The following is a 16,587-nucleotide window of genomic DNA, read 5'->3' as shown; positions in this document are numbered from 1 at the left end:
ACATCCCTGTTGCCCCACGGGGGTGATTACGCGCACATCTGTTCAGGCGCGGCGTCGCGAGGCCTCGTAGAGGACGACTCCCGCCGCCACGCCGGCGTTCAGCGATTCGGCGCCGCCGGGCATCGGGATCCGCACCCGGAAGTCGCAGGTCTCGCCCACGAGTCGGGACAGGCCCTTGCCCTCGCTGCCGACCACGATGACCACCGGGCCGCCCAGGGACTCCAGTTCGTGGAGTTCGACCTCGCCGTCCGCGGCGAGACCGACCACGACGAGCCCGGCCTTCTTGTACGACTCCAGGGCGCGGGTCAGGTTCGCCGCGCGGGCGACCGGCGTACGGGCCGCGGTGCCGGCGGACGTCTTCCAGGCGCCGGCGGTCATGCCGGCCGCGCGGCGCTCGGGCACGACGACGCCGTGACCGCCGAAGGCGGAGACGGACCGGACGACGGCGCCGAGGTTGCGCGGGTCCGTCACGCCGTCGAGGGCGACGATCAGCGGGTCCGCTCCCTCGTCGTACGCGGCGGCGGCGAGGTCCTCGGGGTGCGCGTACTCGTACGGCGGGACCTGGAGGACCAGGCCCTGGTGGTTGAGGCCGTTGGTCATGCGGTCCAGCTCGGGGCGGGGCGCCTCCATGAGGTGGATGCCGCCGCGGTCCGCGGCGAGCTGGAGCGCCTCGCGCACCCGCTCGTCGTTGTCGATGAACTGCTGGACGTACAGCGTGACGGCGGGCACGCCCTCGCGCAGCGCCTCGACGACCGGGTTGCGTCCGACGACCATCTCGGACGTGCCCTTGCCGCCCCGGCCGCGCGGCGCGGGCCGGCGGGCGGCCTGCTTCGCCTTGGCGTTGGCGATGCGGTTCGCCTTGTGCTTCTTGCGCATCTCGGCGGGCGGGGTCGGGCCCCTGCCCTCCAGGCCCTTGCGTCGCTGGCCGCCACTGCCGACCTGCGCGCCCTTCTTGCCGGACATGCGGCGGTTGTTAGCGGCCATGACCTACCTGTCTGTGTGAGGCGTGCGTACGTACGTATATGAAGTGTGCCGCCCGGAGGCCCGGGCGGCACAATCGATCAAGGTCGACGGAGCCGCTCAGCGCGGTCCGAGCGTCCAGCGCGGCCCCTGCGGGCCGTCCTCGATGACGAGACCGGACTGGTTCAACTGGTCCCGGATGGCGTCCGCGGTCGCCCAGTCCTTGCGCCCCCGCGCCGACTCGCGCTGCTGGAGCACGAGGCGTACGAGGGTGTCGACGACGCCGTGCAGGTCCTCGCCGCGGTCGCCCTCGCCCGCCCACTGCGGGTCGAGCGGGTCGAGGCCGAGGACGCCGAGCATCGCGCGGACCTCGGCGAGGCGGGCGACGGCGGCTTCCTTGTCGTCGGCGGCCAGGGCGCTGTTGCCCTGGCGGACCGTGGTGTGCACGACGGCGAGGGCCTGCGGGACGCCCAGGTCGTCGTCCATCGCCTCGGCGAAGGCCGGCGGCACCTCGGCGGCGGGCTCGACGACTCCCCCCGCCTTCTCGACGACGCGCTGCACGAAGCCCTCGATGCGGGCGAACGCCGACTCGGCCTCGCGCAGGGCCTCTTCGCTGTACTCGATCATCGAGCGGTAGTGCGGGGTGCCCAGGTAGTAGCGCAGCACGATCGGGCGCCACTGCTTGACCATCTCGCTCACCAGGACCGAGTTGCCGAGCGACTTCGACATCTTCTCGCCGCTCATGGTGACCCAGGCGTTGTGCACCCAGTACGCGGCGAAGTCGTCGCCGAAGGCCTTGGCCTGTGCGATCTCGTTCTCGTGGTGCGGGAAGATCAGGTCGATCCCGCCGCCGTGGATGTCGAAGGCGCTGCCCAGGTACTTGTGCGCCATCGCCGAGCACTCCAGGTGCCAGCCGGGACGGCCGCGGCCCCACGGGGTCTCCCAGTCGGGCTCACCGGGCTTGGACGCCTTCCACATGGCGAAGTCACGCGGGTCGCGCTTGCCGGTGATGCCCTCCTCGGCGGGCTGGCGCAGCTCGTCGAGGTCCTGGTTGGACAGCGCCAGGTAACCGGGGAACGAGCGCACGTCGAAGTAGACGCTGCCGTCGGCCTCGTACGCGTGACCGCGCTCGATGAGGACGCGCATCATCTCGACCATCTCGGTGATGTGCCCGGTGGCGCGCGGCTCGTAGGTGGGCGGCAGGCAGCCGAGCACGTCGTAGCCGTCGTTGAAGGCACGCTCGTTCGCGTACCCGATGGACCACCAGGGACGGCCCTGCTCGGCCGACTTGACGATGATCTTGTCGTCGATGTCCGTCACGTTCCGGATGAAGGTGACGTCGTATCCGCGGTGCTCGAACCAGCGGCGCATGATGTCGAAGTTGAGCCCGGAGCGGATGTGCCCGATGTGCGGTGCGGCCTGCACGGTGGCACCACACAGGTAGATCGAGACACAACCCGGCACGAGCGGGGTGAAGTCACGGATCTGCCGGGCGCTGGTGTCGTACAGGCGAATAGTCACCACTCCAGGGTAGTGGGCCCCGGCCAGTGCCCAGAGCCCGTTACGCCTGAAGGCACACGGATTCGTGACATCCGGCGTGCCATCAGGCGCCCGGACCTCCCGTCCGGCGGCCCGCCGGGTCAGTCCGTCCGCACGACCAGCGCCGTGGCCACCGCCAGCAGACCCTCGTCCCGGCCGGGGAAGCCGAGCCCGTCGGTCGTGGCGCCGGACACGGATACGGGTGCCCCCACCGCCTCGGACAGCAGCTTCTGCGCCTCGTCCCGGCGCCTGCCGATCTTCGGCCGCGGCCCGACGACCTGCACCGCCACGTTCCCGACGGCGAACCCGGCCGCTCGGACGATCCGCGCCGCCTCGGTGAGCAGCGTGACCCCCGAGGCGCCGGCCCACTCGGGCCGCCCGGTCCCGAAGTGGGCCCCGAGGTCACCCAGTCCGGCCGCGGAGAACAGCGCGTTGCACGCGGCGTGCGCGACGACGTCCGCGTCGGAGTGCCCGGCGAGCCCGGGCCCCTCGCCCTCCCAGAGCAGTCCCGCGCACCACAGCTCGCGGCCCTCCTCGAAGGCGTGGATGTCGGTACCGATCCCGACCTGCGGAATCACCGGCACGCTCGCGGGCGGCCGGCCGGCGGCCGTCTCAGAATCCATCGTTGAGCCTCCTGCGCGCGAGAACCGCCTCGGCGAGTACGAGGTCCAGGGGGCGCGTCACCTTGAACGCCTCCTCGTGCCCGGGCACCACGACGACGGGCGTGCCGAGCCGCTCGACCATGCTCGCGTCGTCGGTCACGTCGTCGGTGACGGCCGCGTGGGCGCGTACGAGCGTGTCGCGGTCGAAGCCCTGCGGGGTCTGCACCGCACGCAGCAGGGACCGCTCGGGCGTGGCGACGACCGGCTCGGGCGAGCCGTCGGCGCGCGGGTCGACCTGCTTGACGGTGTCGCTGAGCGGCAGCGCCGGTACGACGGCGGGGGCGCCGTCCCGTACCGCCTCGATGACCGCGTCCACGGTGTCCACGGGCACCAGCGGGCGGGCCGCGTCGTGCACGAGGACGATGTCGACGCCGTCCGGCAGCGCGTCGAGGCCGCACTTCACGGACGACTGGCGGCTCTCCCCGCCGGGGACCACCAGGAAGTCGGTCCGCTCCGGCAGCGGGTGCGCGTCGAGGAGCGTCCTGACCTCGGCGGCGCCGTCGGGCGGGGCCACGACGACGACGAGGGAGACCGCGCGGGAGGCGGCCATGGCGCGTACGGCGTGGACGAGCATGGGCGTGCCGTTCAGCGCGCGGAGTGCTTTGGGGGCGCCCGGACCGAGGCGCACACCCCGGCCGGCGGCCGGAATCACGGCCGCGGTGCGGGGTTCCGGAGGCGAAGGGCGCGATTCGTCAGACATCGGTTCCTGTCAGGTTTGTGTGCTCGGCCGAGGTGGGTATGGCCTGGGCGTACCCCCGGCCGATGGTTGGGGCAGTGCCGGGCGCGACGCCTTGACCGGACCCCTTCCGTGACATCCGGTCGAGTCGGCTGCCCGGGCCCGGCACGTCAGTATCGGGGCCGCACATGATCATCCGGTGTTCGCGCGACCGGTCGGGGACCGGGACCCACGAAAGACCGGCTGACCGGGACGGCCCCGAGGCACGACATCGGAGCTCCGCGCCCGAACGGCATACGGGCACGAACATGCCGCAGCGCCCGGCGACAGCTTTCGCGTCATCGGGCACCGCGGCATTACGTTGCGCTGAACAGGCCGGCGCCTGCGTCAACCCGGCCGTCGTCTCGACGGGCACCGCCGTCGGGACGACCGTCGCTCGACGACCGCCGTCGTCAGGACGCGAGGACCTCGTCGAGCAGGGCCTCCGCCTTGTCCTCGTTCGTGTTCTCCGCGAGGGCCAGCTCGCTCACCAGGATCTGCCGGGCCTTGGCGAGCATGCGCTTCTCACCTGCGGAGAGTCCGCGCTCGCGCTCACGACGCCACAGGTCACGCACGACTTCCGCGACCTTGATGACATCGCCCGAGGCGAGCTTCTCCAGATTTGCCTTGTAGCGACGCGACCAGTTCGTGGGCTCCTCGGCGTACGGCGCACGCAGCACCTCGAAGACCCGGTCCAGCCCGTCCTGACCGACCACATCACGCACGCCGACGAACTCCGCATTGTCCGCTGGCACACGTACCGTCAGGTCGCCCTGGGCGACCTTCAGCACCAAGTAGGTCTTGTCCACGCCTTTGATCTGGCGAGTTTCGATGGCCTCGATCAGCGCGGCCCCGTGATGGGGATAGACCACGGTGTCGCCAACCTTGAACGTCATGTGACAGGTACCCCTTCCGTGGCTATCCAGAGTAACACGGAAACGGCGTCTTCTGAATGGCGTTTTCGCAGGTCAGGGCATATCTCGGGGCTTGACAAGCACAACCGGAACGTGCTGCGAGGGGCGAGCGGAAGAGGGTATTCGCAGGTGGGAGCCGCTGTCCAGGCCGAGTGAAACACGTACGTCACACACCCCGGAAGTGGCCTCAAGAGGTCCGAACGTCCTATTTTGTCCGACTCCAAGAGGGCGACTTCCGCTACTCCGTTCGGTGAGCGGAGTCGGGTACGAGACGTTTCGGGAATTGATCACCGCGGTCGATGATCAAAATTCCGGCGGGCTCCGCATTCCGCACCGGCCGTTACCGATCCCCACCGGGAAATCCGCAAGTCAAGACCCCCGGCGCTTATGTGAATGGCGGACCGGTGCACCGCCCAACTACCCGGCGCGCCTCACCCCGGGCCCGATCCGGCCGCCCCCGCCGCCGGTCCGGCGCAGCCCGGCGGTGCGTAGGGGCGGGTCGGGTGCGGCGGCGCGGGAACGGCTCGGTAACCTAAGCCCGCTGACAGACACTTAGGGCGGCTTTACAGCCGTACGGCCGCCCTCCCTCGTACGCCCACGTTCTAGGAGTTGCCGCCGCCGTGAGCAGCAGCCTTCGACGCGGCTCCCTCGCCGCCGCCGCCATCGCGTTCTCGATCGCCTCGCTCGCCGCCTGCGGCGCCGGCAACAACGCCGAGACCCTGCAGGTCAAGCCCGACAACGCGGCCACCAGCGTGGGCGAGATCAAGGTCCAGAACGCCCTCGTCATCACCCAGCCCGACCCGGAGGCCGGCGGTCCCGCCGCGATCTCCGGAGCCGTCTTCAACGGCGGGAGCACGCCCCAGACCCTGGACTCGATCACCGTCGCCGGCGAGACGGCCACGATCAAGCCCGCCAAGGGATCCGGCAAGCTGACGATCCCGCCCCACGGCTCCGTCCTCCTCGGCGGCAAGGGCAACGCCTCCGCGGTCCTGGAGAGCACCCCCGAGGCCGTCAAGGACGGCAACGCGCAGAAGACCACCTTCAGCTTCAGCAAGACCGGTGACGTGACCCTGCGGGCCTTCGTCGTCCCGGCCGAGAGCTACTTCAGCGACTGGGGCCCGACCGCGGTCCCGGCGGGGCCCGGTGCCTCCGCGTCCGCCTCCCCGAGCGGCAAGCCGTCGAAGTCGGCCGGGGCGTCCGCCTCGCCGTCCGACGAGGCCACGGGTACGCCGACCGACGCCGCGTCGGCCAGCGCCTCCGCCTCGCACTCGGCCGCGGGTCACTGACCCGGCGGCACCCGGCTCGCGTACGACCGAGGGCGGCACCCCCTTCGCGGGGGTACCGCCCTTCGTGCGTCCGCTCGTCGTCCGGGCCGGTCTACGGCTCGAACTTGTAGCCGAGACCCCGCACCGTCACCAGGTAGCGCGGCGCGCCCGGGTCCGGCTCGATCTTGGCGCGCAGGCGCTTGACGTGGACGTCGAGGGTCTTGGTGTCGCCCACGTAGTCGGCGCCCCACACCCGGTCGATGAGCTGCATACGGGTCAGCACGCGGCCCGCGTTGCGCAGCAGCATCTCCAGGAGGTCGAACTCCTTCAGCGGGAGGTCGATCTTGGAACCGGCGACGGTGACCACGTGACGGTCCACGTCCATCCGCACCGGTCCGGCCTCCAGGGCGGCCGGAGTGACCTCCTCCGGCTCACCCCGCCGGCGCAGGACGGCCCGGATCCGGGCGACCAGCTCGCGGGAGGAGAAGGGCTTGGTGACGTAGTCGTCCGCCCCTATCTCCAGTCCGACGACCTTGTCGATCTCGCTGTCCTTCGCGGTGACCATGATCACCGGAACGTTGGAGCGTCCGCGCAGCTGACGGCAGACCTCGGTGCCCGGCAGGCCGGGCAGCATCAGGTCGAGCAGGACGAGGTCGGCGCCGTTGCGCTCGAACTCGTCGAGGCCGTCGGGCCCGGTGGTCGCGACGGCGACCTCGAAGCCCTCCTTGCGGAGCATGTACGACAGGGCGTCGGAGAAGGACTCCTCGTCCTCGACGACGAGCACTCGGGTCACGGAAGGACCTCCGGGGCAGGATGCGGTTCGTACGGGGATGAGACGGCGGTCGTTCCGTCGGGCTGCTCGTTCTCGTCGTCTTCGTCGAGTCCAGGCATGTGGTGACCGGTCAGGCGGGCGCGGGCCGCGCCCGCCTCCGGCAGTCGCAGGGTGAAGGTGGAGCCCTGTCCCTCCGAGCTCCACACCGTGACCTCCCCGCCGTGCGAGGCGGCCACGTGCTTGACGATCGCGAGTCCCAGGCCGGTGCCTCCGGTGGCACGTGAGCGGGCCGGGTCCACGCGGTAGAAGCGCTCGAAGATGCGCTCCTTGTCCTTGTCGGAGATGCCGATGCCCTGGTCGGTCACGGCCACCTCGATGAGGTCTCCGCCGGGCGCGGTCACCCGGCGCGCGGCTATGCCGACCCGGGTGCGGGCCGGCGAGTAGTTGACGGCGTTCTCCACCAGGTTGCCCAGCGCGGCGGCCAGCTGACCCCGGTTGCCCCAGACGTGGAGTTCGGCGGTGCCGCCCGCCGCCATGGTGATCTGCTTCGTGCCGGCCTGGTGGCGGCAGCGGTCGATCGCCTCCGCCACCAGCTCGTCCACCCGGACGGGCTCGGCGTCTTCGAGGGGGTCGTCGTTCTGCACCCGCGACAGGTCGATGAGCTCCTGCACGAGGTTGGTGAGCCGGGTGGCCTCGATCTGCATGCGGCCGGCGAAGCGCTGCACGGCCTCGGGGTCGTCGGAGGCGTCCATGACGGCTTCGGAGAGCAGTGACAGCGCTCCCACGGGCGTCTTGAGCTCGTGGCTCACGTTCGCGACGAAGTCGCGCCGTACCGCTTCGATCCGGCGCGCCTCGGTGAGGTCCTCGACCAGCAGGAGCACGAGCCGGGACCCGAGCGGCGCCACCCGGGCGGACACGGCGAGTGCCTCGCCCCGGCCGGTGCCCCGCCGGGGCAGATCCAGCTCCACCTGCCGTATCTCCCCGTCGCGGCGGGTGTCGCGGGCCATCTGCATCATCGGATCGACGGCCAGCTTCCCGCCCCGCACCAGCCCGAGGGCGTACGCGGCGGAGCTGGCCTTGACCACGGCGTCCGCCTCGTCGAGTACGACGGCGGAGGACCGGAGCACGGACAGCACCGTGTCCACACCCGGGGGAAGCACGGCGTCCGTGTGCAGGGAGGTCCTGGTGGGCCGTTTCTGGTCGCGCTCGCTCCAGCGGAACGCCAGCATGGCGATGACACCGGTGAGTACTCCGGCGATCGCTGCCGCTGCGGCGACCGCCGCGTTCACGTCCATGCCCCCAGGTTAGGCATGTCGTCGGTCGAGGCCACAGCCATCCGAGTGCGAGCTCGAACACTCGTCGCCCAGAGTTCACCTGGGAGCCAGTGATGGTTCATTTGGGGTGACGGAAACGGACGCGTAGGGGCCCGACCGTGGGAGCGTGGGGTTCACAGGGCCTGTCCGGCGGTCAGGGCCCAGCCCCCGGAACCCCCGAGAAGACGTAAGAGAGGGACATCCTGATGCGGGACGCGTACCACGAGGAACTTGACTCGATCGGCGAGGGCCTGGTCGAGATGGCCCGGCTTGTCGGGTCGGCGATCGGGCGCGCCACGACGGCCATCCTCGACTCCGACCTGAAACTGGCCGAGAGCGTGATCGCGGCCGACGAGAAGGTCGACGATCTGCAGCACGAGCTGGAGGCCCGGGCGATAGCACTGCTGGCCCGGCAGCAGCCGGTGGCGACGGATCTGCGGATCGTCGTGACGTCGCTGCGCATGTCCGCCGACCTGGAGCGTTCCGGCGACCTGGCGCAGCACGTCGCCAAGCTCGCCCGGCTGCGCTTCCCCGAGCGGGCCATCCCGCACGACCTGCACGCCACGATCCTGGAGATGGGCCAGCTGGCCCAGCGCCTCATGGCCAAGGCGGCCGAGGTCATCATCACCAAGGACGTCGACCTCGCCCTCCAGCTGGAGCAGGACGACGACGAGATGGACCTGCTGCACCGCACGCTCTTCCAGCACCTGCTGGACGACAAGTGGAAGCACGGCATCGAGACGGCGGTCGACGTGACGCTGCTCGGCCGCTACTACGAGCGCTTCGCCGACCACGCCGTGTCCGTCGCCAAGCGCGTGGTCTACCTCGTCACGGGCGAGCACGCGGACGACCTCCAGACGGACATCCCGCCCGTCACGGGGGCCGAGGGGGCCTGAACCCCGGGCCGCCGGGGCGCCCGAAAGCCTCCGTGCGCCGTTGATGCGCCCGCCCGGGTGGGCGTGCAATGGGCGAACGGAAGCTGTGCGGTGCGGTGCCCTTCGCACCGCACCGCACACCTTCGTGTCCGAAGGAGGGACCCATGGCCGAATCCCCCAGTACGCCCGACCCCACGCAGGACCGCGAGACGCAAGCGCCCGCCGAGGTCAAAAGCCTGCCGCTGTTCGGTGCCTGCGGGTGCGGTTCCGGCTGCGGCTGCGGCTGCCAGTCGGGCAACCCCTGTCAGTGCGGCTGACCCGGTACGACGTCGAAGGGGCCCCGCCGTGTCGGCCGGGGCCCCTTCTGCTCAGCGGGCGTCAGCCCTGGACGCCACCGAGGTGCAGCGGGTCCTGCATGCCCGCGTGGCCCTCGTCGCGACCGTCGTGGCCCTCGCCGCGGCCCTCGTCGTCGTGGCCCCAGTCACGGCCGTCGTGGCCCCAGTCGCGGCCCTCGTCGTCATCGTCGACGTTCAGACAGCCCTCGGCGTAGTACGTGTTGGCCTCACCGCTGCCGGCGGTCGTGCCGGCGAGGATCCCGCAGCCGGAGACGTGGCGGCCGTCGTTGTCGCCGCCCCAGTCGTTGGCCATGGCCTGGGCGGAACCGCCCAGGACGCAGGCGGCGGACAGGACCGCCGCGGTGACGATCGTGCGCATGCGCATGAAGAAACTCCCTTTTGTCGGGGGTTGAAGGGTCGTCAACAGCCATGGACCGGGGGCGTTCCGGGCAAACCTCGCCGCGCCCATCCAGCGCAACGGCCCTCCACCCTCGCTTCCGGCCGCCCGCGGACCTCCTCGCGCCACCTCCCGGGGCCCGCGTCCCGCCGTGCCGTTCCCCGCTCCCCCGGCCGCCCCGCGAGCCCGCTCGGGCCCCTCGCCCCCGTTCACTCCTTGGTGTCGCCGGAGCCGGGATTCGCGGCGGGCGCCTCCCCGGCGCGAGACGCAGGTCACACCGAGCCGTGTCACATCCCCCGGGGCCGTCCCGTCCTAGGGGTGTCCGCACCGACACGACACGACACAGGAGTGCAGCATGGAAGCTCGGTTGAACCTCATGGCCAGCCCGGTCGCCGCCGCCTTCGGCAAGCACCTCGTCGCCGCGAACCGCGTTCTCGCCGAGTCGGCGCTGCCGGCCGCGACCCGCGAACTGGTGCTGTTGCGCGCCAGCCAGATCAACGGCTGCGGGTTCTGCGTCGACATGCACACCAAGGACGCCGCGCACGCCGGTGAGAGCTCGCTCCGCCTCAACCTGGTCGCCGCCTGGCGGGAGGCCACGGTGTTCACCGACGCCGAGCGGGCCGCCCTGGAGCTGACCGAGGAGGGCACCCGTATCGCCGACGCGGCGGGCGGTGTCAGCGACGAGGTCTGGGCGAACGCCGCCAAGCACTACGACGAGGAGCAGCTCGCAGCCCTGGTGTGCACGATCGCCCTCATCAACGCCTTCAACCGCGGCAACGTCATAGCCCGCCAGCCGGCGGGGGGTTACGAGCCGGGGCGGTTTCACTGAGGTGAGGGCGAGGGAGGCAGGCTGACCGCCCAGAGCGTGAGGGGGAGGGCTCACTGTCCGGGGGTGAGGGGGGAGGGAGTGGCCAACGCGACGGGCGGCCTGATGGACGTCGACCATGTCGTACGCCGGCTGACGGGACCGAGTCTCTGGCACAGCCAGGTCCTGGCGACCAGGTGCCCGCCGTCGCACTCGCGGAGCTGCCCGAGGGCGACGCCCAGCTAGCCGCCGCGGCCCTCCGTGAGGCCCACTGTCCCCGGCTGACGAGCGTCGCGTCGTCGAACAGAGGAAGCCGGGGTGGGCGGCCCGTGACCACGCTGCGTGTGCCGTCAGTTGCGCCGTGCCTCGGCGATCTGTCGCGCGAGCTCCTCGACCACCTGGGGTACAACACGCTGGGTCTCTTCTGCTTGCAAGGCTTCCGTGAGTGCCCGGTGCACTTCCGGATACGGCCGTCCAGAGTGGGTGGCACGGGTGCGATCGACCGCTCGCTCGATCTTCGCGACGTGCGCCGCAACGATCGGAATGGCCTTGTCGTACTCGCTCGGGTCGGTGGTCATGAGCTCAACCGATCAGTGTGGAGCGCCTCGGTCAAGAGGGGGCGAGGCGTTCCGGGACCTAGCTGAACTGCGGCCGGCCGACCTGTTCGGCCGCGACCACAGCACTGAGCCGAGCCCGTGCCATCCGCTCACGGCTCGCAGAAGGTCCAGTGCCGACTGGAGCGAGCCGTGACGGTCGGCCCGTGACGAGAACGCCTGAGCCATCAGCTTGGGAAGCTCGAGTTCTCGACGCGAGCCGACTCGGCTGAACGGCGCCGGGGCAGGCAGGAAGCCTGTCCGACCGCGGCCCGGTTCGTGTCGTTTCACTTCGTGGAGCCAACACGCAATGCATGAGCGGGCGTTGAGGGCCTGGAGTGTGTCCGATGTCGGTTGGCTTCCGACAAGATCACACAGTCGGCAAAGGGCGAAGTCGGGTTTCCCACTCCCTTCCAGGGAAAGACCCCGAGTGCATCTCGGTGAGTCGGAGGGGGCTGCTCATGAGCGATACATCACGGGCGCGGCACGACGGGTCAGAGCCGGGGCCGCCGCCCGAGCGCGGCTCAGATCGCTTCAGTGATGGTCCCCCTGATCCCCTCGCCTCTCTGCTTGCCAAAGTCAACGACGGGGAACACATCGCGGCTCCTGGAGACAATCTGGGCGCCGCAGACCGTGACCCTCATGACGAGGATTGGCGGGAGCATGATCGCCACGGCCCCTACGGGCAGGGGCGTCGCCGGAGGAACTGACTCCCAGGGCGGAGTCCCGTCTGCGGCAGCGCGAGCGGGGACTTGGCGTGGAGCTGTTCACACACTCGACCTGTCCGTTGGTTTCGCGCGCCGGCTCGACGCCCCATCGCTCGACGTTCGAACACGTTCGAGATGCCCTGTGAGGTGGCGGCAGCGGGTCTCCGCTGTTCGGGGCGCCATGCCTGAGCGACTCACGGATCTGGCACGGCACGAAACTCTTTGGCCGCGGCGCGGCGTCCAGGCTGAAGATTGGTCCTATGGATGTCGTTGTTCAGCGGATACGCACGTCGTGGACGAAGAAGTCGCGCGGCGGCCCTGGAGCTGCTCGCAGAAACGCCGCACCAACAGCCTTCTCGCTGCCCCCGCGCTTGAACGCCGCCCTACACGAGGTCGCCATGCAGGAGTCCGACTCCTTCGAACCTCACGTGCACGTACGGGACCTGTCGGCCCCCGGGACGATCATTCGCGAGGTTGACGGGCTGCTGCGCGTGAACCCGCCGGAGGTGAGCACGTTCGCCATGCCGCGACGCCATCGGCGCCCGTCGGCCGTTCGCCTGGCTCCCGGCCAGTGGCTGCAATGGCAGATCAACCACCGGTTTGTCGACCGTTGTGACGGGGGCTGGTCCTATCGACTGGAAACCTTCAACATCGTTTATGGCCCAGCGGCACCCGACGTGTTTCTGGGTGTGCCGACACGCCGTGTAGACGAGCGTCGGGCTCTGCGCTGAACTCCGCGGCGCAGAATCCCTCGTTGCCCACGGACGGCCCGGGACGAGCGCCCGAGCCGTCTCATGGTGGCGGGACCCTCTGATCCGTAGCTCCGGATGGATCGGTCAGCGACGTCTGGAGCTGCTCCAGGTCACCGACCTCCCGGCCTCCGCCGACTATGTGGGTCGGCGGTGGTCGGAATGGCAGCGGCGGGCCTCGTCTGTCCAGCCGTTACGTCCAGCAAGCTCGGCGTCCTCGGCGAAAGGCGAGTCTCGCAGGAGGTCGCGCGTCCAGCGTCGGGACGATACGCCTGCTGACGTCGAGGGCGGTTCCTGTCACCCTGTTCAGGGCTTAGGGGGGCAGCGGATTGGCTGGGGCTTTCTGGGATGGCAGCGGGTCGGCTCTGCTGGGCTCGGCGCTGTCGGGCATCTTGGCTGTCGGAACGTTCTACGCGACTCGTTGGCACGAGCGGAAGATCGCACGGGAGCACCTCGCGTACCAGGCAGCCGAGGACATCGCCAAGGCGCTGCTCGCATTGGAAGACGCCATCAGTCCGCGTCCTTGGGAACAGCCGCGCGGAGACTGGAAAGCGCTTTGGAAGGCTGCCGACAAGTGCGGTGAGGTCTGCATGGTGCGTATCGCAGCCCTCTCCGAGCGATCTTTGTCCCTTGCCGTCCAGGAGATTTACAACATGGTCTACGACGCGTTGCGGGTCATGCAGCGCCAGGCGGAAACGGATCCCGGCCCTGTCTCTGACGTGGACGTGGAAGCGATGCTTCACGAAACGATCATGTACTTGGAGCAGGTAGTCAATGCTCTGACGAACTGGCGAAGCCTGTCCGTAGCACGGAAGCCAGTGGTTCCGGAGATGCCATGGCGGAGCCTGCTCGAACCCGCGCCTCCACGCATCGAACCCGGTCGGCCCGAGTCCAGACGCGGGGTCCTGGGCTGGGCCAGGCGGCCCGACGAGAGCTGACAGCGTTGAACTCGGCTCACGGCCCAGAGACGGCCCCAGTACGGCAACAAGGCCCCTGCCGGCGGAGAAACCGCAGGCACGGGCCTTGATCGTGTCGCGTTACTTCTTCTTGCCCTGGTTCTTCACTGCCTCGATCGCTGCCGCTGCCGCGTCCGGGTCGAGGTAGGTGCCGCCCGGGTTCAGCGGCTTGAAGTCGGCGTCCAGTTCGTAGGAGAGCGGGATGCCCGTCGGGATGTTGAGGCCCGCGATGTCGGTGTCCGAGATGCCGTCCAGGTGCTTGACCAGGGCGCGCAGCGAGTTGCCGTGGGCGGCGACCAGGACCGTGCGGCCGGTCAGGAGGTCGGGGACGATGCCGTCGAACCAGTACGGCAGCATGCGGACGACGACGTCCTTCAGGCACTCCGTCTGCGGGCGCAGCTCCGGCGGCAGCGTCGCGTAGCGCGGGTCGGAGAACTGGGAGTACTCGGCGTCGCGGTCCAGCGGCGGCGGCGGGGTGTCGTACGAGCGGCGCCAGAGCATGAACTGCTCCTCGCCGAACTCGGCGAGCGTCTGCGCCTTGTCCTTGCCCTGGAGGGCGCCGTAGTGCCGCTCGTTCAGGCGCCAGGAGCGGTGGACCGGGATCCACAGGCGGTCGGCGGCCTCCAGCGCGAGCTGGGCGGTGCGGATCGCGCGCTTCTGGAGCGAGGTGTGGACCACGTCGGGCAGCAGGCCGGCGTCCTTGAGCAGCTCACCGCCGCGGACTGCCTCCTTCTCGCCCTTCTCGTTGAGATTGACGTCCACCCAGCCGGTGAACAGGTTCTTCGCGTTCCATTCGCTCTCGCCGTGGCGGAGGAGGATCAGCTTGTACGGTGCGTCGGCCATGGCTCCGAGCGTAATGGAAGCCTTCGTACCCTCGCTCGCCTGCCCGGAAGCCGGACACTTGACGGCATCTGCTAATTGAGTGGCTCCCCCGGCCCGGCCGCTCGTAAGTTGTGCTCACCGCCTGAGCCGCTTACCTGTGGGGGACCCCGATGCCGCTCGCCGTCATGAGACGCGCCGTCCGAGAGACCGTCTCGGGACTCCCCCGCGAGTTCTGGTGGCTGTGGACGAGCACCCTGGTCAACCGCCTGGGCGCCTTCGTCGCCACCTTCATGGCGCTGTACCTGACGCTGGACCGCGGCTACTCCGCCTCGTACGCCGGTCTCGTCGCCTCCCTGCACGGCCTCGGCGGGGTCATCTCCTCGCTCGGCGCGGGCGTGATGACCGACCGGCTCGGGCGCCGGCCCACCCTGCTCGTGGCGCAGACGTCCACGGCGGCGTCCGTCGCGCTGCTCGGCTTCGTGCACGATCCGGTCGCGATCGCCGGCGTCGCCTTCGTCGTCGGCATGGCGAGCAACGCCTCCCGGCCCGCCGTGCAGGCGATGATGGCTGACATCGTCCGCCCCGAGGACCGCGTACGGGCGTTCTCGCTGAACTACTGGGCCATCAACCTCGGGTTCGCCGTCTCCTCGATGGGCGCCGGGTTCATCGCCGAGTTCAGCTACCTCGCCGGTTTCCTCATCGAGGCGGGCATGACCCTGGTCTGCGCGCTCGTCGTCTTCGCCAAGCTGCCGGAGTCCAGGCCGGCGCCCACGGCCAAGTCCGCCGCGGAGCCCGTGACGAACCTCGGCACCGTTCTGCGCGACGGCCGCTTCATGAGCGTCGTCGGGCTGTCCTTCCTGGTCGCCGTCGTCTTCCAGCAGGGTTCGGTGGGGCTGCCGGTGGCGATGGGCGCGGCCGGCTTCACCGCCGCGGACTACGGCATGGCGATCGCCGTGAACGGTGTCCTCATCGTCGCCCTGCAGATCCCGGTCACGCGGTTCATCGAGCACCGGGACCCCAAGCGCCTGCTGGTGATCTCCTCGCTGCTCGCGGGCTACGGCTTCGGGCTCACCGCCTTCGCCGGCTCGGTCGGCCTCTTCGCCCTCACGGTGTGCGTGTGGACGCTGGCCGAGATCGTCAACGCCCCCACCCAGACCGGGCTGGTGGTGCGCCTCTCGCCGGTGCACGGGCGCGGCCGCTACCAGGGGATGTACACGATGTCGTGGTCGCTCGCCGCGCTGGTCGCGCCGGTGATGTCCGGCGTCGTCATCGACCGGTTCGGCGCGGCGTGGCTGTGGGCGCTGTGCGCGGTGGTGGGCACGGTCGCCGCGGTCGGCTACAGCGCCCTGATGCGCAGCCTGCCCGCGGAGACACCGCCCGGCCCGTCGTCGAAGCCGGCCCCCGAATCCCTCGCGGCCCTGTCGGTGGGCGGCCCCGCCGACCCCTCCGCGGGACTGCCGACCGAGCTGCCTCCGACCCCGTCGGCCGGACTGCCCGCCGACCTGACGTCGGTCTCGTCCCAGGGACCGGTCAGCGGCCCGGCCGACATCGATCCGGCGGCGAAGTCCCTCGGCGCCGGGCGGGCGGCGGTGCCGGGACAGGCCGCCGCCCCGGCACCCGTCGGCGAGGTCCGTCCGGAGGTCGCCGCCGGGTGAGGCGGCGGCGGACGCCCGGTCCGGCGCCCGTCAGGGATGCATCCGCGCTCCCTTGAGGACCTTGTCCACCCCGTTGCGCGGGCCGTACACGGCGAGGCCCACCAGGTCCAGGTCGGCCGCCGGCACGGCCCGTACGGCGGCCCGGTTGTCCCGGTCGTTGCCGGTGGCGAAGAGGTCGGCCGTGAACAGGGCCCGGGGCAGCCCGCGGGTCAGGGCGCGGGTGTGCGCGGCGGTCAGGGTCTCCTTCGAACCCTCGAAGACCAGCACCGGCTGGCGGAACATCGGCAGGTACGGCGTGCCGTCCGCGTCCTCGTACGGCTCGCCGACCACCTCGGGGACGGCCGAGCCGAGGCCGCTGACCAGGAACGCCGTGACGTTCAGCCGCTGCCAGGTCTCCAGGTCGTCGCGCAGCAGCACGGCGATCCTGGTGTCGAAGCGGACGGGTGCGGCGTCCGGGGTGGCGGGGTCCGCGGAGGGGCCGCCCGCGGAGACGGTGTCCGGAGTGTTCTCGCTGCTCATGCCTCGAGACTGCCGACCGGGACGGCTCCCGGTC

Annotated in this window: 18 protein-coding genes; 7 read left to right on the top strand and 11 right to left on the bottom strand. The window is 70.6% G+C overall.

Annotated features, from left to right (window positions below; translation table 11 throughout):
• Positions 1–42: 42 nt before the first annotated feature.
• From rlmB to ACZ4VA_RS36800, 5 genes are all read right to left on the bottom strand, one after another.
• Positions 43–984 carry a 23S rRNA (guanosine(2251)-2'-O)-methyltransferase RlmB gene (rlmB, locus tag ACZ4VA_RS36820; protein ID WP_355780262.1) on the bottom strand — a complete coding sequence of 314 codons (942 nt, stop codon included), beginning with the start codon at positions 982–984 and terminating at the stop codon, positions 43–45.
• 96 nt (positions 985–1,080) lie between these two features.
• Positions 1,081–2,481 carry a cysteine--tRNA ligase gene (gene cysS / locus ACZ4VA_RS36815; protein ID WP_356242962.1) on the bottom strand — a complete coding sequence of 467 codons (1,401 nt, stop codon included), beginning with the start codon at positions 2,479–2,481 and terminating at the stop codon, positions 1,081–1,083.
• Positions 2,482–2,600: 119 nt separating this feature from the next.
• Positions 2,601–3,122, bottom strand: coding sequence for a 2-C-methyl-D-erythritol 2,4-cyclodiphosphate synthase (ispF, locus tag ACZ4VA_RS36810; protein ID WP_452921624.1), 522 nt, complete (start codon positions 3,120–3,122; stop codon positions 2,601–2,603).
• Complete coding sequence (gene ispD / locus ACZ4VA_RS36805) at positions 3,112–3,861, bottom strand: 2-C-methyl-D-erythritol 4-phosphate cytidylyltransferase (RefSeq protein WP_389392069.1); 750 nt, start codon at positions 3,859–3,861, stop codon at positions 3,112–3,114. The genes ispF and ispD overlap by 11 nt, the downstream gene beginning before the upstream one ends.
• Positions 3,862–4,289: 428 nt before the next feature.
• Positions 4,290–4,772 (bottom strand): CarD family transcriptional regulator, encoded by a 483-nt coding sequence (locus tag ACZ4VA_RS36800; RefSeq protein WP_003953493.1) that lies wholly within the window; start codon positions 4,770–4,772, stop codon positions 4,290–4,292.
• 638 nt (positions 4,773–5,410) lie between these two features.
• Between ACZ4VA_RS36800 and ACZ4VA_RS36795 the strand changes: the two genes are divergently transcribed.
• A complete protein-coding gene (locus ACZ4VA_RS36795; RefSeq protein ID WP_355780274.1) occupies positions 5,411–6,076 on the top strand; it encodes a copper chaperone PCu(A)C domain-containing protein in 666 nt (221 codons plus the stop codon).
• A 91-nt stretch (positions 6,077–6,167) separates the two neighbouring features.
• Here ACZ4VA_RS36795 and phoP read toward each other — a convergent pair whose 3' ends face one another.
• Complete coding sequence (phoP, locus tag ACZ4VA_RS36790; RefSeq protein ID WP_355780277.1) at positions 6,168–6,848, bottom strand: two-component system response regulator PhoP; 681 nt, start codon at positions 6,846–6,848, stop codon at positions 6,168–6,170.
• The gene (phoR, locus tag ACZ4VA_RS36785) at positions 6,845–8,122 is read right to left on the bottom strand and encodes a two-component system sensor histidine kinase PhoR (protein ID WP_355780279.1); all 1,278 of its coding nucleotides are present in this window, start codon (positions 8,120–8,122) and stop codon (positions 6,845–6,847) included. Before phoR ends, phoP begins: the two co-directional genes overlap by 4 nt.
• A gap of 224 nt (positions 8,123–8,346) precedes the next feature.
• Between phoR and phoU the strand changes: the two genes are divergently transcribed.
• Together phoU and ACZ4VA_RS36775 are read left to right on the top strand one after the other, a co-directional pair.
• Positions 8,347–9,036 (top strand): phosphate signaling complex protein PhoU, encoded by a 690-nt coding sequence (gene phoU / locus ACZ4VA_RS36780; RefSeq protein WP_355780282.1) that lies wholly within the window; start codon positions 8,347–8,349, stop codon positions 9,034–9,036.
• 143 nt (positions 9,037–9,179) lie between these two features.
• Entirely contained in the window at positions 9,180–9,332 is a 153-nt protein-coding gene (locus ACZ4VA_RS36775; protein ID WP_402386804.1) for a hypothetical protein, read from the top strand.
• 61 nt (positions 9,333–9,393) lie between these two features.
• Here the strand turns inward: ACZ4VA_RS36775 and ACZ4VA_RS36770 are convergent, their stop codons facing one another.
• Complete coding sequence (locus ACZ4VA_RS36770; RefSeq protein ID WP_355780288.1) at positions 9,394–9,735, bottom strand: hypothetical protein; 342 nt, start codon at positions 9,733–9,735, stop codon at positions 9,394–9,396.
• A gap of 367 nt (positions 9,736–10,102) precedes the next feature.
• On the opposite strand from ACZ4VA_RS36770, the gene ACZ4VA_RS36765 reads away from it, so the two are divergent.
• The gene (locus tag ACZ4VA_RS36765) at positions 10,103–10,576 is read left to right on the top strand and encodes a carboxymuconolactone decarboxylase family protein (protein ID WP_355780291.1); all 474 of its coding nucleotides are present in this window, start codon (positions 10,103–10,105) and stop codon (positions 10,574–10,576) included.
• A 326-nt stretch (positions 10,577–10,902) separates the two neighbouring features.
• On the opposite strand, the gene ACZ4VA_RS36760 is transcribed toward ACZ4VA_RS36765, so the two are convergent.
• Positions 10,903–11,130 (bottom strand): hypothetical protein, encoded by a 228-nt coding sequence (locus ACZ4VA_RS36760; protein WP_355780294.1) that lies wholly within the window; start codon positions 11,128–11,130, stop codon positions 10,903–10,905.
• A 982-nt stretch (positions 11,131–12,112) separates the two neighbouring features.
• Here ACZ4VA_RS36760 and ACZ4VA_RS36755 point away from each other — a divergent pair.
• Together ACZ4VA_RS36755 and ACZ4VA_RS36750 are read left to right on the top strand one after the other, a co-directional pair.
• Entirely contained in the window at positions 12,113–12,583 is a 471-nt protein-coding gene (locus tag ACZ4VA_RS36755) for a hypothetical protein (RefSeq protein WP_356169578.1), read from the top strand.
• Between the two features lie 347 nt (positions 12,584–12,930).
• On the top strand, positions 12,931–13,539 hold the full coding sequence (locus ACZ4VA_RS36750) for a hypothetical protein (protein ID WP_356169581.1): 609 nt from the start codon (positions 12,931–12,933) through the stop codon (positions 13,537–13,539).
• Positions 13,540–13,638: 99 nt separating this feature from the next.
• Here ACZ4VA_RS36750 and ACZ4VA_RS36745 read toward each other — a convergent pair whose 3' ends face one another.
• Positions 13,639–14,400, bottom strand: coding sequence for a phosphoglyceromutase (locus ACZ4VA_RS36745; protein ID WP_355780301.1), 762 nt, complete (start codon positions 14,398–14,400; stop codon positions 13,639–13,641).
• Positions 14,401–14,549: 149 nt separating this feature from the next.
• Here ACZ4VA_RS36745 and ACZ4VA_RS36740 point away from each other — a divergent pair, with 149 nt between their 5' ends.
• Positions 14,550–16,034 (top strand): MDR family MFS transporter, encoded by a 1,485-nt coding sequence (locus ACZ4VA_RS36740; protein ID WP_468084180.1) that lies wholly within the window; start codon positions 14,550–14,552, stop codon positions 16,032–16,034.
• Between the two features lie 30 nt (positions 16,035–16,064).
• Here ACZ4VA_RS36740 and ACZ4VA_RS36735 read toward each other — a convergent pair whose 3' ends face one another.
• The gene (locus tag ACZ4VA_RS36735) at positions 16,065–16,553 is read right to left on the bottom strand and encodes a DUF2000 family protein (protein WP_389392089.1); all 489 of its coding nucleotides are present in this window, start codon (positions 16,551–16,553) and stop codon (positions 16,065–16,067) included.
• Positions 16,554–16,587 lie beyond the last annotated feature (34 nt).

The sequence above is a fragment of the Streptomyces sp. NPDC028308 genome, assembly GCF_055565855.1.
Note: the sequence above shows the minus strand (reverse complement) of the source record. Positions and strands in the feature narration are given on the sequence as shown.